Source organism: Peribacillus sp. YIM B13482, assembly GCF_042787975.1.
Classification (GTDB): Bacteria; Bacillota; Bacilli; order Bacillales; family DSM-1321; genus Peribacillus; species Peribacillus simplex_A.
The window spans coordinates 39,770-54,890 of record NZ_JBHZPF010000011.1 but is presented as its reverse complement, the minus strand read 5'-3'; the positions used below and the strand labels follow the sequence as shown (position 1 = coordinate 54,890).

The window sequence follows — 15,121 nt, the reverse complement described above, 5'->3', positions numbered from 1 at the left end:
TCTCCTCAAAGATATGGTTGATTCGCAAAAAAAATCAAAGCCATAGTTTTTTTAAGAGGGTGAAGCTATGAACCTCTCCCGTTTATCGGGAAATATTTTAAAATTGTCATAGTAAATATAGAAAAAAATATTTAATCTGTCAATCTACTTTTTATTTTAGTTTGATTCCTACACGTATTCGGCTTAAAATGTAGAAGAAGTTTATCCTACATGAAGGAAGAGATTAAAGCAATGTGGATTTTTGCGGCTCTTATCACCAGTTTATGTTTCGGAATCAATAACAGCATTTTTAAATGGAGTAGCGGAAAGGGTTACTCAAAGGTACATATCCAATTTTTCTTTTATTTTACCGCCTTCATCATGGCACTTTTATATAGCGGATTTGTAGATGGTTTGACTACTAACTGGCTATCCATCTTGCTTGGTGGAGCCATTGGTGTACTGAACGCTAACGGTAATATCCAGATGGCAAGCGCCTTTGAAAAAGGGCCGGCAAGTTTGACATCACCACTGATCGCAGCAAATGCAATATTTCCCATCCTCTGTGCTGCATTAATTTTTCATGAGCATATTTCTTCGCTGCAGTGGAGCGGAATTGTCTGCATGCTGCTCGCTACCCTTGTCATTCAGTATACACCTAATGCTAAGGGCAATCATCAATATTTACCTTGGATGATGCACACATTATTTGCGATTTTCTCATTTGGTGTGCTAGGTATCTTAATGACGACATCAACCCGTCTTCATTTAAACTCCCTTGATATCCTAGTATCAATGTATGGTGGCGGAACACTTTATCTCATTTCGGCATTAGCCATCAAGAATGAGAAGATTAAGTTAATGGAAGTGAAAATTGGATCACTCGTAGGATTATTAAGCATCATAGCCTATGGATGTTATTTCTTTGCATTAAATACTGGAATCGCCAGCATCATCTTCCCTGTCGTCAGCCTGAACTGTTTAGTTGTCGTATTCGCTGGTTGTTATTTATTCAAAGAAAAACTTAAATCCTATCAAATTGCCGGCGTACTTGCAGCATTAATCGGAATTATCTTAACTAAAATATGAATAGTTAATTTTACAAAAACAACCTGGCTGTTATACGCACACAAGCCAGGTCGTCTTTATATAGCCGCAAAAAAGGGTATGGTCTGACCCCAATACACAAGCCTTGTACACATAAAAATAAATCAGGAAATGGAGTCTGTCAAAAAAAAGTGTTGACATCCCCTTCTAAATATCAGATAATTTTGAATATTAGTTCTCCACACTTTGCTACTTCGCAATGTTTGAAAAGTCTTCCCCTACGGGTATAAAAGAAGTAGGTACAACCACCTCATTACTGAACCAAGAAAGGAAAGATGTATAATGGTAAAAGTTACAGTAACAGTTGATTTCCAAGGAAAATCTTATCAAACTAACGTCCTTACTAAACCAGGTACTAATCAAGAAGAAATATTACAACAAGCCCTTAATCAAGTGGAAAAACAATGGAAAGCTTAAAAAAGCAGGCATCGCTTTAGATACCTGCTTTTTTTATTACCCTTTTAGACATAATCATCAAAATTACTTTTCGCATTTAAATCCAGATTTATTGTATTTCATTTATAGTATTCTAATGAATTTTGTTCTATTCAAAGAACTCCTCGATAACGATTTTCCCCTAAATCCACTTTTAATAGCTTTTTTCATATGATACCAATTTAAATGCGTCAGTTTGTGAACATTAAACTCTCAATCTGAATCAGAAAAAAAGAGCGACTTTGTTTATGTTCCTTTTAAACTACATCCCTTATTAATGGCATTGAACGTTCTTGAAGGCTATTGGAGAGCAGACTATACGCAACTACTTTCTTCTTGTACTGTTTAACTACATCCACGTGGTCGTTGTAAATGTACAAAAATAACCTAACATCCTTCTTGCCTTTTTTAGTATCAATGACTAATGGAGCCCCACTGTTCTCTGGATGTAAAAATAATTGTTCGTTACCCGGAAATATATGATTCTTTTTCAAAAATTTAGCTTTGTTGAAATAATTAATAACTTGAGTTTTTTCTTCACCTTCCAACCGTTTTCCGTCAAAGGTTACGGTGGCATTCGCATCACTAAGTTCTGAATGCATTTCAAATTTGCTGAGAATCCAATTCACTGCATCTGTTGGAAGACAGGTAACTAATAATTTAATCAAACTTATGATAATTGTCAAAATCAAAACCGGCAATGTCATATTCATCATCTCCGCTAAGGCATAGTTAACTACTATATCACTTATTATATCAAAAGAGCGGAAAGCTTTTCTTAGGAAATGTGTCCGTTCTATTAACGTTTAACTATTGGTGAATATAAAAACTTTATACTAACTTAATCATCTTGATCATCTAATTTCAAAAATGGATCTTTTTGTTTACGCTAAAATTATTTTTTATAGATATATCCAATATCACGTTTGAATTTGAGTCTCATTTTCAATATATCTAAATGCAAAAAGTCCACCGTACCCCATTATAATACAGGATACACAATAAATTAAGGAGATACTTAATTATTTTCCATCACAGTATTTGCCTCTCCTAACCCCTCTTCTTTCTTATCAATACAAACTTCTATAATGCAGTGAATTGAATGTATGTAATTTTACGCTCACCATAATTTGAATACAAAAAAACTGGGCGTCATCAAGACGCCCAGTTTTGCAGGAATGGATTATTGATATCCCCAAATCATTGTTAGCATTGTACCGAAAATTGTAACCAATGCAACAAACAATCCGTAGTAAACGTTTGTGTAAATCGATGCTTTATCTTCAGACTCTCCTGCATGCATGAACATAACAAATTGAAGTGCAGCTTGCATGAAGGCTGTAACAAGTAGGATGATTAAAGCCATTTTAAGTGAGAGATCATACACTATAACTGATAGTGCAACCAAAGTCAGGACTAGTGAAAAAGCAAATCCCATAACTTGGCCCCGTGGGAATAATTCTTTCATATTACATCATTCCTTTCAGGTAGACGAAACTGAAGATGAAAATCCAGACAACGTCTAAGAAATGCCAGTAAAGAGAAAAGATGAAAGCTTTGTTTGTAGTTTCTGGAGTCATACCGCGTTTTTTAATCTGCAGAATGATGAAAGTTCCCCAGAATAAACCAAGTGTAACGTGAGCTCCATGCGTACCTAGTAACGCAAACAAACTAGATAAGAAACCACTTGTTTGAATGGTTGCTCCTTCATGTACATACTCCACGAATTCATAGATTTCGACTCCCAAAAAGCCTAAACCAAGAATAAGGGTGATAATAAAGAAACCAAGCATTGCTTTCTGTCTACCAAGTCTCATTGCATTGATTCCAAGACCAATGGTAAAACTACTGGTTAAAAGAAAAATTGTTTGAAGCATTAGGGTTGGTACTTTAAAGAGTTCGTCCCCTGTAGGACCATTTCCAGTACCATGAACTAATACAAAATAAGTGGCGAACAGTGTAGCGAAAAGAGCTATTTCTGCCCCCAGGAAAATCCAAAATCCAAAAATCTTTAAGCGATTTTCTTCCGTGCTATATTCTAGTGGCAGCGAGTTATCTATTTTCATTACTTAGCACCTCGCAATTTATTTTCAGTTTCTTCAATCTCTTCAACGGAGATATAACGTCCGTGGTCTTTTTCGAATGAACGGTGAGCCATACAAGCAAAGATACCAAGTGTGGCAATGATTGCAATGATCCACATGCTGAATACCATTGCAAAGCCCCAAACGAAGAAGATACAGCTCAAGATAAACGGCACGCCACTGTTATTTGGCATATGAATCTTTTCTACTTTACCACCAAATAATTTAAAGCCCTTTTTCTTAGAATCCCAGAATGCTTCTGTAGAATCAACTGTAGGTACAATTGCAAAATTGTATTCTGGAATTGGTGTATGTGTAGCCCATTCTAGAGAACGTGCATCCCATGGATCTTTTGAAATATTTCTTGATGCATAACGAGTACTCCAATAGATATTGTACACAATAAGCGCAAAACCTATTGCCATGCCAATTGCTCCAACGAAAGAGAGCAAATTCAATGGACCATAGCCCGTTGATTCAGAGTACGTATACATACGACGTGCTTGCCCATCTAAACCAGTTATGAACATCGGGAAGAATGTTACATTAAAGCTGATTGTAATGAACCAGAACGACCATTTCCCTATCTTTTCGCTCAACATGAAACCAAACATTTTTGGCCACCAGTACGTAAAACCAGCAAGTACGGCAAATACAGTACCAGGGATCAAAACGTAGTGGAAGTGAGCTACTAAGAACATTGTATTATGGTATTGGTAGTCAGCACTTGCCATGGCAAGCATAACCCCAGTTACCCCACCGAGAGTGAAAATCGGAATGAAAGCTAAAGAGTATAACATTGGGACGGTAAAAACGATTTTACCTTTCCAAAGTGTGAACAACCAGTTGAAAATCTTAACACCGGTCGGAACAGCAATTGCCATTGTGGTAACCGAGAAGATACCGTTAACCATTGCACCGTGACCCATTGTATAAAAATGGTGAGCCCATACAACGAAGGATAGTGTAGAAATAGCTACCATAGAGATAACCATCGAATTATACCCGTACAGGTTACGACGTGCAAAAGTCGAAATGATTTCACTGTAAATACCGAAAGCCGGAAGAATAACTATATAAACTTCAGGATGTCCCCAAACCCAGAACAAGTTTGCCCAAAGCATATCGCTACCGCCATTAGCCATCGTAAAGAACTGAGTTCCGAATAGTCGATCCATTGTCATTAACGCAAGTGCCACTGTCAATACAGGGAAAGCGAAAACGATAATAAAGTTTGTGATCAAGATAGACCATGTGAACATTGGCATTTTCATTAAGTTCATGCCAGGTGCTCTCATTTTCAAGATGGTTACGATAAAGTTGATACCAGTCAGTAATGTACCGATACCAGCTATTTGAATTGCAATCGCGTAATAGTTCGAACCTACTGATTCACTGAAATCGTTACTTGCCAGCGGGAAGTAAGATGTCCAGCCTGCATCAGGAGAACCACCGACTACGAAAGAGATGTTAAATAGCATTGCCCCCATAAAGAATAACCAGAAGCTTACTGCGTTTAGACGTGGGAATGCTACGTCACGTGCCCCTATTTGTAATGGTGTAACAATGTTCATTAACCCAATGATAAATGGCATCGCCATAAACAGGATCATGACAACCCCGTGTGTTGTAAAAATTTCATTATAATGCTGTCCATCCAACAAGCCGTTATTTGGAATAGCCGTTTGGGCACGCATCAATAGAGCATCTGCGCCACCACGGAAGAGCATAAGTAGTGCTGACAAGATGTACATGATACCAATACGTTTATGGTCAACCGTTGTTAACCACTCACGCCATAAGTAACCCCATTTTTTAAAATAGGTAATTCCGGCAACAAGCGCAATCATAGTTAGGCCAATGGCAACCATGGATGCATAAATCGCAGGACTTGGATGAGGTACGGCAAATCGATCAAAGTAATCCATACTTTTGTGACTCCTTTCAGGAAAATATTCCTTATCGTAAAACTAATTGTTTAGTAGAATGTGAGTTAAACCCTTAATGATCCATGTTCATGTTGCTGTGTTCTGAATGTTCCTCGTGTGAATCTTTGGTAGATTCATCTGATTTTTTTTCAGTATCAGATGATCCGTGGTGATGACCTGAATTTTCACCTTCTGGAGCTGGAGAAAACTTTAAGTGAGTTCCAGTATACGTGGATTGTCCCACATGACCAGGTTTTAGTAATTTATTGAATTTATCCTCAGTAATCGGTTTAGCAGTTGCTTTAATTTCTTTTACCCATTTATCATATTCTTTTTTAGGCAATACATTTACGTTGAACGTTTGCTGAGCAAAACCTGAACCACTGAAGTTTGAATTTCGACCCATATACTCCCCTGGTACTTCAGCTGCTAAGTGCAACGTGGTAACCATATCAGACATCGCATATTTTTGTCCTCCAAGTTGCGGAATCCAGAAACTAGCAATTGGTCCGTATGAATAAAGTTTAAATTCAATTGGTCGGTTAGTCGGTAAAAACAGATAGTTAACTGTTTCGATATTTTCTTCCGGATAACTAAAGTGCCACTTCCAGTTAGAAGATGCAGCGTAGATAACTAATGGTTTCTGCTTTTCGTATCCTTTAGGTGTTGCCTCGACTTCATTTGTTGTTTTAACAGTAACAACGGCAAGGAAAGCGACGATTATGATTGGGATTGCAACCCAAATTATTTCTAGAACCTTACTTCCTTCAATATGAGGTGGTTCATAATCATCACGCTGTTTGGAAGCACGATATTTCATTATCATGAAGACATACAGTACGATTACGACAAGAACGACAAAGGCCATTGTCCATATCGATATCATAATGACATCTGCTTGTGTTGCAGCTACTGGCCCTTTAGGGTCCAAGACCATTAATGGGTTATCGCAACCCGTTAGCATAGTGGCGATGGTAAAAAGTATAGTTAATAAAGCCCATTTTATTTTCATAGTACTACCCCTTTCTTACATAATAAAATTCCTATTGGTAATTATTCGGACAAAGTGTTACCATGTTCACAAACCCCGACATAACAATATTAATCCCAAGTTAAAAAAAAGACAATACAAAGTGACATCTGTCACATAAAGTTCATTAAAATACAGTAAGAAGTTGGTAAATGAACTGAAATGTTCGAAAATCTTAAGGAAATGAAATATAATAAGTGTTTAATTCCTTACATATGGAGTTTAGGATTAAAAAGTAGCTCTGCTCCATTTTCCATTTAATGTTACTTTAATATAATGAAATATAATTTTTACAATATATTCGCCGCGTACATAACCTCAAGAACAAATCTGAATTTTCTTAACACTACGAATTCCATTACCTATCATGTTAATTAGGTAACTATCGATGGGATCGTGAATGATGACGATGTTAGCCAGGATTTAATAACGAATTTTTCTAACTCGACCATGGACGTGGTAACGGCATTGTGCACACCATGTCGTTTTTTCTGCTTCAATACCCTTACGGTCCAACACTGGTCACTATATATGGAAGCAAAGAGTCTGAAATGAACATTCCGATCCTTATGATAATTACTTGATTGCCTTCCCCCAACAGCAGTTTAGGACATTAATCCAATAATTATCCCAATATGCTATTGCAAAAACCACTTCACCTCAGTTGTCCTTTTTAGTAAAACTGCATTTTGGTGCCTAGTATAAAAGAAACTCACTAGATAACTGTATTTCTTTTAGTAATCGAACATAAAAAAACGAAAAAAAATGGACATTTAAGGTGTCCATTTTTTTCGTGGGTATAGTTCATGATATAGAGTGAGAACTTTTCATTTAGGAATGTGGGCAAGTTTGGTTTGGATGGCCAAGCACGTCGAATGTACACATATTCTAAGTCAACTGGATCCGGGTTATTGAATACGCTTTCATTCGTTAGTGCACTTGGGTTATCGTTTGGTTACATTTTAATCGTGTTACAATTTTCTGCAGCACTCGTTATGCACCAAGAAATATTTCAAGCGACCCTTTAAAATTCAGAGTATTGGCCTACTCTCAATTCCAAAGTTCCCGAATACAACTTCGCTACCGTACCGACAGCTGATTCTTCACAAGCATTCCGGGTTCTAGCCTCATCTACCTGTAAGGAATGATGTAATACGAGTATGAAACAATTATTTCTACGTGGATATACAATGGGGTTCCTATTCTCCATGTTCTTACAGCCGTTGCTCTTGGTGTTGTCGTGTGGCCTTTCTTTCAGAACAGGAATGATTGTCCTTTTTTAGTTACTGTATTCGGTACTCCTTTTTGTTTTAGGAATAGCTTTTGATTTTAATTTTATAACTTTAGTTGTATCCGGTACAACTCTTTCACCCTTTTTTGTGTTCATCACCATTTCTTCTGTCAGGACAAAAAATATACCAACTAGAAAAATGGCAGCTGCGCTTAGTGTAATGGCCATCCCAACAGCGGTTAATAAATAATCCTTATTGTAATCGCTTACAAAAAAACTTAAACTAAAAATTAAAATTCCGATTACACAACCTGTGCCTGATACCCACTTCACTGCATCCATCATCTTCTGATTAGTTTCCATTATTTCATCCCCTTTCTTTCTATTTTATGACATTTCACAAATTTGTCAATTCTTTTCTATTTTTTAACATATCCACAATGTAAACCTTGACAAATAGAAGACGCCACAATTTACTTTTAGGTATTCAAGACTATATGAAAAATCTGTAAAACAGTATAAATACATTATCATTTTTTCCAATACTATCCTTTTCTATACTTTTAAAAACTTTTTGACTTCAATATCAAATAAATGACCCCTGATGAATTTATCAGGGGCCATGCATCTTTCTATGATTTCTGCAAGGTTATCGTTAACGTTTTCTTTTCAGCACCCCGATACACTTTAACCTTCACTTTATCTCCGATTTTCTTATCCGTGTATAAGACTTTCCTTAATTCTGCTGCCGTATTTATTTTCGTTCCATCAATCTCCGCGATGATATCCTGTTGCTTAAGCCCTCCATTCGCTGCTGCCGATCCCGGATCAATACTTGTAACCATGACACCCGACTTTGCAGCTTCAGGAACATTTTGTAGGTAATACTGTGGCAGTTCTTCTATACTGGCCAAGCTTACTCCTAAATACGGGCGCGTGATTTTTCCGTTTTCAATCAGTTCCGTAACAATCGGAATCACATCATTACTTGGTATGGCAAAACCTAGGCCCTCCACACCATTTTCGGAAATCTTCAAGCTGTTTATGCCTATCACTTCCCCAGCTGTATTGATCAATGCCCCGCCGCTATTGCCAGGGTTGATCGCTGCATCTGTTTGAAGGACATCAAGTTCCCACTCACCGTCCGATGTATCGACTGAAATGGAGCGTCCGGTCGCACTGACGATCCCTTGTGTAACCGAACGTGAAAAATCAAGTCCAAGAGGGTTACCAATCGCCAATACTTCTTCACCTGGACGCATGCTATCAGAATTCCCGAATTTAATTCCATCAGGTGCTTTCGAGGCATCAATTGTCAAAACTGCTAAGTCCGTTAAAGCATCCGCACCGACAACCACTGCAGTTGCCTTTTGTCCATCATATAATGAAATTTCGACTTTCTTTGCTCCCTCAATAACATGATTGTTCGTAATGATATAGGCCTTCCCATTTGCCTTTTTAAAAATGACCCCTGAACCAGTGCCGCTCGCAACCGTTTCGCTTTTCGTGCTTTGCTGCTGGAACGGGTCCTGGTTTTGCATCTCTTGTAAATTCACGACCCCTACAATCGATTTGGAGGCTGATTCCACCATCTTTGCCCTATCATTTGAATCCGTACTTGTCGATAACTTTTCTGCCGTTACACTTCTATCCTTTTCAACGTTTTCCGTTTGCTCTACATCCGCCTTTTGGGTTGACTCATTCACGGAACCTTTCCCTTGATCTATAAAATCCCCGCCAAATACAAATACAGAAGATGTAACAATAGAAGCAACTGTTCCGGAAACAAGGCCAGTTAGCAAAAGGGACTTACCCTTCTTCCTTTCTGTCTTCACTCTGGCTTGCTCATCACCATTATAATTCTCCATCTTTATCCCTCCTATGATTGTCATTTACTTGGCTCAATCATATACAGTAATTATTAAAAAATTCTTAAGAAATAAAGAAATAAGTGACCTTTTTATAAAAAAGATAAAATTTTATCAAATCCTGCTATGTGATATTATGCATGCTAGAAAACAAAAAGGCCTCAACATGGGCCCCTTTTCAATTCGACCGTTATATATACCTTTACATGACTTCATACACTTCTTTTGTCTCCTTATTCACGCCATACCAGCCCCAAGTAGCTGCATGGCCATTTTTCTGACTGCCTTCATCCACTTCGAACACTTGAAAAATGTAATCTCCCTTTTCGGCATCATGATCATATTCTATTTGCAAATGCGGGAAATTTTCCATGTCCACGTAATCCTTCACAAGCTTCTCCGCCTGAGATTTACTTAAGGTACTAACCGAATCCTTACTCTCTTCTTTTCCTTTTACCGTCTCAGCTTTTGTATCCGTTGCCGCCTTATCTTCTAATTCGGATCCAATGGTCCCTTCTTTACTTGCTTCCTCCACCGGTTCCACTTCGTCATTCCCCTCTACGGTTTCTATAGTGGCTGGGCCTGATACCGGATGCATTTCCGCCGCCTTTAAAACCATTAGTTTACCTTCCTGGTATTTTGCCTTATATGCGGTTGCTTCTTGAAAATCTCTTTGGGCCGAATCAAAATCCTGTTCGTCGTATTTCTTCATTCCACTCGCCAGAAAACCTGAAAGATCCATTAATTCTCTTACTTCCGGTGTTTTTGCTTCTATATAAGCTAATTCAAATGCCTCGTGGGCTTCTAAATAATTTTCCTCATTCAACTGACTTTTCCCCAAATCCATATTGGAATCATAATTCCTTGTTACGCAGCCTGAAGCAATCAACATCAAAAAAATAACCATGAATGTTCTCTTCACTACATCACTCCTCACTTTTCCAAAGATACTCTCCCATATTATTCTATACATCCATCTTAAACCCTTTGATAAGAAAACCGATACCTCTATTTCCTATCATTTTCATTAAGGAAATGTTGACTTTTATGATTATCTTTTTACAAAAAGTGGTACAGAAGGATAAACGGTTGAAAGGATGATGAGCAGAATGAGGCAGGACAAACAGACCTATCATGTCGATTTGGTCAGCGGCGACGTACTCGGACAAAAACTTGAAGAGAACCCGAGCTTCACTGTACACGTAACTGATGAGGAACTGGCAGAATTGAAACAATGCTTGGAGGAACACCGGACAGATGACCTGGAGGCATATGCCCGTTCACATGTGCCCTACCTTCTCTATCATCATGACCGGGCAAATGATAAATACGATGCAGCCATGAAAAAGCTTTATGCCCTCATATATAAATTTGGCGATGAAACGGCCCGAAACCATATCGAAGAAATCGGCATATTGACAGACAACAAATTCGAGGGACAAGAAGAGGTGCAAAAGTTCAAATAGAAAATATGAACAGAACCTGAAATTTAAAGGTTCTGTTTTTTTATGATCAAGTTCAATCAAATAGTCTCCCCTTCCCTTGATATAAGGAAAAAAGATTCCATTTTGTGATTCATTATACAGTTTTATACGCAGGGTCCTTTCAATCTAAATATTTATCTTTCAAATAGTCTGAACCTACACCACCAATAACCATCAAAGCTAATGGTAAAAAATTTGATACAACTGGCATACTTTCTAAAATTGTAATATCTGTGCCAACAAATTTGTTAAGTCCAAAAATAATTAATTTAGACACTAACAAAAATGCTCCAAGTAAAAACATGGTATCAAAAACACTTTCCTTTTTGGAAATGCTAGCTGCTTACTTTCCCGTATTATTTTTTCTTTCAATTCCTCGTCACTCCTTAATAATTCATCTATCGTAATATGAAATAAGTCACTTAAATTAATGAGCACTTCAATACTTGGATATTTTTTCCTGTTCCCCATTTGGACACAGATTGGCGACTCACATGAATCTTCTCTGCAAGATCATTTTGTGACCAATTTGATTTTTCTCGTTCTTTATTTAATCGTTCGCTAAAAACATAATGAGTTCATCGCCTTTCCTTACTCCTAGTATTGTGAGATGAATCATGCAAAGTAAAGATAGTAATAAGTGCATTACTTTGCAACTTAAGTGTGACACGAAGAAAACCTTGATATATCAAGGGTATCAGTTTAATTTTCCGGAACTACTGCAGAAAGCTAATATAATATTCCATTCAAAGAGACATACAAAAAACTAAAAAGAAATTGTAGCCACTCAACAAAAAAAGTGGTGGAGACTAACGTTTCGTTATTAAATGTTCCACTCTTTTAATTTCAGTCTACGAACCTTATGTACAACGTGGGGGTCATTTTCCGCCAATGAGAGTGCCTCTTCAAATGTGTCTGTAATATAGACTAACAAGCCGCATGAGCCATCTGCAAAAGGCCCTCTTGCAAAAACCTTCCCTTTACTATTAAGTTCGTTTAAATACTCGATATGCTGTGGACGCACTTCTATATTTTTTCAGCATCAATCATATGTAAAATGGCTGCATAATAAGCCATGCTTTTCCACTCCCTAATTTCGGTTCCAGACAACCAGCTTCATTTCTGTCATTTCTTCTACTGCATATTTTAATCCTTCACGGCCAGTTCCGCTTTCATATTATCCACACGGAATGTCGTTGATCATGACTCCACCAACTTGTAAATTTTCTGCCGCATTCAGTGCTTTACGTACATCGTTCGTATAAATCCCTGCTTGCAGGCCGTAATTGGAATCATTCACTAAATCAATTGCTTGTTCTACTGATTGAACCTTGTTAATCAACACGATTGGGGCGAACACTTCATGACAAGATACCTTTGAGTAAGCATCAGCATCTAATATGACGGTCGGATGAAGGATATTGCCTTCCGCTATTCCACCTGTTGCAATCTTGGCTCCATCTTGTTTCGCCTCCTCAATCCAATTGAGGGTTCTTTCAACATCATTTGGGGAGATGCTGCGATGGCAGGAAATACTTTATGGGCGACTAGATTCATGGGGAAATGGAAAGGTGTTATCGGTTCACGTACAGTGTAACAAGTCGATTTTCGCCACCTTGGGCGGCATCCAGCGTCTTGCATCACTGCTCTTGTCAAAAAAAAGCCATACTCCTAGTTGATGCAGTTCTTACTTATTTTATGATGACGACAGATTTGTTCTTGTCTTTCGAGGTTTTGTTCGACTGCATATGTATTGCCCCATTCACACATTGTATTTAATACAGGTACAAAGGATTGACCTAACTCAGTTAAACTGTATTCTACTTTTGGTGGTACTTCTTTATATACTTCTCTTCGGACAAGCCCGTCTCTTTCCAACTGCTTTAATTGGTCGGTTAAGACTTTCTGGGTAATGGCCGGTATTAGGATATAAAACTCTTTCGTCCTCATTGGTTTTTGACTCAGAAAAAAGAGGATTAAACATTTCCACTTTCCTCCTACAGTATTCATGAAAATATTTATTCCAGTATTTAGACTCTTCATTACTCATTCCTCCTGAATAGGCACATAAAGGTGGCTATGCCACTTTATTGTGCCTTATTTTCTACTGCATCATGGTCCATTATAATCGAATTATGAAGCAAATATTACATTGGGAGTGAACACGATGAGTGTAAGAGAGATTATAGAAAAAAGACGTTCCGTAAGGCAGTATGATCCCCATTATAAAATTAGTCCAGAAACGTTGTCGACATTTATTGAAGGAGCAAGTAAATCGCCTAACGGAAACAATATTCAAGCAACACGATACCTGGTTATAGATGAACCATATTTAAAGACTTTGTTACTGCCCATTGCTTTTAATCAGCAACAGGTAATTGAAGCATCAGTACTGATTGTTATACTAGGTGATTATCAAGCATTTGAAAAAGAAAATATCATAATGATACATGAGGATGAGTTTCAAAAAGGTTATTTTGACGCATCAGTAAGAGATTATCTAACAAACGCGGCAATCAATTATTATCTAAATAAATCAAAAGAAGATTTAAAGGTTGAATTAATAAGAGACGCAAGCCTGGCGTCAATGTCGTTAGTTTTATTAGCGAACGAGGCAGGTCTTGAAACCATTACAATGTCCGGGTATGATTCCGAACAATTAAAGTCAGCCTTGAAAATTTCTGATAGGTATTTAGATGTTATGCTTATTGCCATGGGGAAAGGAATTAAAGAAGGTCACAAAACAGTAAGACACGATGTTAACAAAGTCATTTATAAAAACAAAATATAGTGAGTGTAATTACTTTTTTAAAATTTGGATATTGGAAATTAGTTTGGAAAGAGGGGGAAAAAGAACCCTCTTCCCCTATCTTCTTATTCTTTCGTTAAAACTCACCACGAGTTACCAGTCTCTTATATCATCCACATGCAGACTTATCATATAGTCATATTAACGTAACAGATTCATTTTAATGTTTTTGTTTGTAATAAGTTACCGCGAGCGCAAGGGCCAGCACTGTTCCTTTGACGATATCCATTGCATAATATGGAACAGACATCATGATCAGCCCATTTTGAAGGATTCCGATCAAGATTGCACCGACGAAGGTTCCAAAGGCATTCGGTTTTCCCGCTCCTAAAACGGAGGAACCAATGAAGGCTGCTGCAACGGCATCCATTAAATAGGGGGACCCTGAATTGATTTCCGATGTCATGACCCTTGAAGCTAGGACAATCCCCCCGATTGCAGCAAATAGAGCCGAAAGCAGATAGGCAAGGACTTTGTATTTATTGACCGAAATCCCGGAAAGTCTCGCCGCTTCCTTATTTCCCCCAATCATGTACATATAACGACCGTGCTTCGTATAAGTCAAAAAGATATGGGTCGCTATCACAATGACTGCCATGATCAGGATTATCCATGGTACTTGGCCAATTTTGGCGAAAAACGGGCTGATCAGTCCTGTTGCGAATGTCCCGTCGGGCATGACCATATTTTGCGAAACCGTGGCCCCTTTTGTATAGGTAAGGGCAATTCCCTGGATAATGAACATCGTAGCCAATGTCATTAGCATGTCGGGAATTCTTAAGTTAACGATCATGAATGAATTCAATGCCCCTACGACAAGTGAGGCACCGATTGCAGCTAATATGGCAATCAATGTATCCTGTGAAAACCAGACAAACATTGATATGACGATGGCATTGGCCAATGATGCGACGGAGCCGACGGAAAGGTCGAACCCATTCACTGTCAAGGATATCGTTATGCCGATCGCAATGATGGTCACGATTGAGATGGAACGCAGGATGTTGATCAGATTAGTAGTTTGAATGAAAGATGGATTGGACACGGCAAAAATTCCAATTAGAATGACAATCGTTAATATTGTGCCGTATTTATAGAAAAATTCGAACAGGTCCACCTTTTTCTTCGCTTTCGCTGTCTGTGTAACAGAAATGGGTGTACTCATC

Annotated in this window: 15 protein-coding genes, 2 pseudogenes and 1 riboswitch; of the genes and pseudogenes, 4 read left to right on the top strand and 13 right to left on the bottom strand. The window is 37.9% G+C overall.

Annotation, left to right across the window (positions count from 1 at the left end; genetic code table 11):
- Positions 1-36: 36 nt before the first annotated feature.
- Positions 37-82: riboswitch (PreQ1 riboswitch) on the bottom strand.
- 128 nt (positions 83-210) lie between these two features.
- Together ACFX4L_RS08145 and ACFX4L_RS08140 are read left to right on the top strand one after the other, a co-directional pair.
- Positions 211-1,068, top strand: coding sequence for a DMT family transporter (locus ACFX4L_RS08145; RefSeq protein ID WP_260399052.1), 858 nt, complete (start codon positions 211-213; stop codon positions 1,066-1,068).
- A gap of 300 nt (positions 1,069-1,368) precedes the next feature.
- Positions 1,369-1,503 carry a BA3454 family stress response protein gene (locus ACFX4L_RS08140; protein ID WP_125163276.1) on the top strand — a complete coding sequence of 45 codons (135 nt, stop codon included), beginning with the start codon at positions 1,369-1,371 and terminating at the stop codon, positions 1,501-1,503.
- A 275-nt stretch (positions 1,504-1,778) separates the two neighbouring features.
- Here the strand turns inward: ACFX4L_RS08140 and ACFX4L_RS08135 are convergent, their stop codons facing one another.
- From ACFX4L_RS08135 to ACFX4L_RS08100, 8 genes are all read right to left on the bottom strand, one after another.
- Complete coding sequence (locus tag ACFX4L_RS08135; protein ID WP_125163275.1) at positions 1,779-2,228, bottom strand: YfmQ family protein; 450 nt, start codon at positions 2,226-2,228, stop codon at positions 1,779-1,781.
- A 476-nt stretch (positions 2,229-2,704) separates the two neighbouring features.
- Positions 2,705-2,989, bottom strand: a complete 285-nt coding sequence (qoxD, locus tag ACFX4L_RS08130; protein ID WP_061461387.1) for a cytochrome aa3 quinol oxidase subunit IV — start codon at positions 2,987-2,989, stop codon at positions 2,705-2,707.
- 1 nt (position 2,990) lies between these two features.
- Positions 2,991-3,587, bottom strand: coding sequence for a cytochrome aa3 quinol oxidase subunit III (gene qoxC / locus ACFX4L_RS08125; protein WP_061461385.1), 597 nt, complete (start codon positions 3,585-3,587; stop codon positions 2,991-2,993).
- The gene (gene qoxB / locus ACFX4L_RS08120; protein ID WP_061461383.1) at positions 3,587-5,533 is read right to left on the bottom strand and encodes a cytochrome aa3 quinol oxidase subunit I; all 1,947 of its coding nucleotides are present in this window, start codon (positions 5,531-5,533) and stop codon (positions 3,587-3,589) included. The genes qoxC and qoxB overlap by 1 nt, the downstream gene beginning before the upstream one ends.
- A 73-nt stretch (positions 5,534-5,606) precedes the next feature.
- Entirely contained in the window at positions 5,607-6,545 is a 939-nt protein-coding gene (gene qoxA / locus ACFX4L_RS08115; protein WP_377384515.1) for a cytochrome aa3 quinol oxidase subunit II, read from the bottom strand.
- 1,297 nt (positions 6,546-7,842) lie between these two features.
- Positions 7,843-8,157, bottom strand: a complete 315-nt coding sequence (locus tag ACFX4L_RS08110; protein WP_061461379.1) for a hypothetical protein — start codon at positions 8,155-8,157, stop codon at positions 7,843-7,845.
- A gap of 269 nt (positions 8,158-8,426) precedes the next feature.
- On the bottom strand, positions 8,427-9,662 hold the full coding sequence (locus ACFX4L_RS08105) for a S1C family serine protease (protein WP_377404673.1): 1,236 nt from the start codon (positions 9,660-9,662) through the stop codon (positions 8,427-8,429).
- Between the two features lie 202 nt (positions 9,663-9,864).
- Positions 9,865-10,584, bottom strand: coding sequence for a hypothetical protein (locus tag ACFX4L_RS08100; protein ID WP_284471914.1), 720 nt, complete (start codon positions 10,582-10,584; stop codon positions 9,865-9,867).
- A gap of 187 nt (positions 10,585-10,771) precedes the next feature.
- Between ACFX4L_RS08100 and ACFX4L_RS08095 the strand changes: the two genes are divergently transcribed.
- Positions 10,772-11,128 carry a hydrolase gene (locus ACFX4L_RS08095; protein WP_284471915.1) on the top strand — a complete coding sequence of 119 codons (357 nt, stop codon included), beginning with the start codon at positions 10,772-10,774 and terminating at the stop codon, positions 11,126-11,128.
- Positions 11,129-11,267: 139 nt separating this feature from the next.
- On the opposite strand, the pseudogene ACFX4L_RS08090 reads toward ACFX4L_RS08095, so the two are convergent.
- From ACFX4L_RS08090 to ACFX4L_RS08075, 4 genes and pseudogenes are all read right to left on the bottom strand, one after another.
- Positions 11,268-11,715: pseudogene (locus tag ACFX4L_RS08090) on the bottom strand (helix-turn-helix domain-containing protein); the annotation flags it as partial.
- A 254-nt stretch (positions 11,716-11,969) separates the two neighbouring features.
- Positions 11,970-12,170 carry a YciI family protein gene (locus ACFX4L_RS08085; protein WP_309145541.1) on the bottom strand — a complete coding sequence of 67 codons (201 nt, stop codon included), beginning with the start codon at positions 12,168-12,170 and terminating at the stop codon, positions 11,970-11,972.
- Between the two features lie 66 nt (positions 12,171-12,236).
- A pseudogene (locus ACFX4L_RS08080) lies at positions 12,237-12,662 on the bottom strand (aldehyde dehydrogenase family protein); the annotation flags it as partial.
- Between the two features lie 155 nt (positions 12,663-12,817).
- Complete coding sequence (locus ACFX4L_RS08075; protein WP_284471916.1) at positions 12,818-13,189, bottom strand: winged helix-turn-helix transcriptional regulator; 372 nt, start codon at positions 13,187-13,189, stop codon at positions 12,818-12,820.
- A gap of 124 nt (positions 13,190-13,313) precedes the next feature.
- Here ACFX4L_RS08075 and ACFX4L_RS08070 point away from each other — a divergent pair, with 124 nt between their 5' ends.
- Positions 13,314-13,937, top strand: coding sequence for a nitroreductase family protein (locus ACFX4L_RS08070; protein WP_284471917.1), 624 nt, complete (start codon positions 13,314-13,316; stop codon positions 13,935-13,937).
- 178 nt (positions 13,938-14,115) lie between these two features.
- Here the strand turns inward: ACFX4L_RS08070 and ACFX4L_RS08065 are convergent, their stop codons facing one another.
- The gene (locus ACFX4L_RS08065; RefSeq protein ID WP_089362559.1) at positions 14,116-15,120 is read right to left on the bottom strand and encodes an ABC transporter permease; all 1,005 of its coding nucleotides are present in this window, start codon (positions 15,118-15,120) and stop codon (positions 14,116-14,118) included.
- Position 15,121: the final 1 nt, after the last annotated feature.

Coding starts and splice junctions, on each gene's coding strand:
- ACFX4L_RS08145 (WP_260399052.1), top strand. CDS start 211: ATGAAGGAAGAGATTAAAGCAATGTGGATTTTTGCGGCTCTTATCACC.
- ACFX4L_RS08140 (WP_125163276.1), top strand. CDS start 1,369: ATGGTAAAAGTTACAGTAACAGTTGATTTCCAAGGAAAATCTTATCAA.
- ACFX4L_RS08135 (WP_125163275.1), bottom strand. CDS start 2,228: ATGACATTGCCGGTTTTGATTTTGACAATTATCATAAGTTTGATTAAA.
- qoxD (WP_061461387.1), bottom strand. CDS start 2,989: ATGAAAGAATTATTCCCACGGGGCCAAGTTATGGGATTTGCTTTTTCA.
- qoxC (WP_061461385.1), bottom strand. CDS start 3,587: ATGAAAATAGATAACTCGCTGCCACTAGAATATAGCACGGAAGAAAAT.
- qoxB (WP_061461383.1), bottom strand. CDS start 5,533: ATGGATTACTTTGATCGATTTGCCGTACCTCATCCAAGTCCTGCGATT.
- qoxA (WP_377384515.1), bottom strand. CDS start 6,545: ATGAAAATAAAATGGGCTTTATTAACTATACTTTTTACCATCGCCACT.
- ACFX4L_RS08110 (WP_061461379.1), bottom strand. CDS start 8,157: ATGGAAACTAATCAGAAGATGATGGATGCAGTGAAGTGGGTATCAGGC.
- ACFX4L_RS08105 (WP_377404673.1), bottom strand. CDS start 9,662: ATGGAGAATTATAATGGTGATGAGCAAGCCAGAGTGAAGACAGAAAGG.
- ACFX4L_RS08095 (WP_284471915.1), top strand. CDS start 10,772: ATGAGGCAGGACAAACAGACCTATCATGTCGATTTGGTCAGCGGCGAC.
- ACFX4L_RS08075 (WP_284471916.1), bottom strand. CDS start 13,189: ATGAAGAGTCTAAATACTGGAATAAATATTTTCATGAATACTGTAGGA.
- ACFX4L_RS08070 (WP_284471917.1), top strand. CDS start 13,314: ATGAGTGTAAGAGAGATTATAGAAAAAAGACGTTCCGTAAGGCAGTAT.
- ACFX4L_RS08065 (WP_089362559.1), bottom strand. CDS start 15,120: ATGAGTACACCCATTTCTGTTACACAGACAGCGAAAGCGAAGAAAAAG.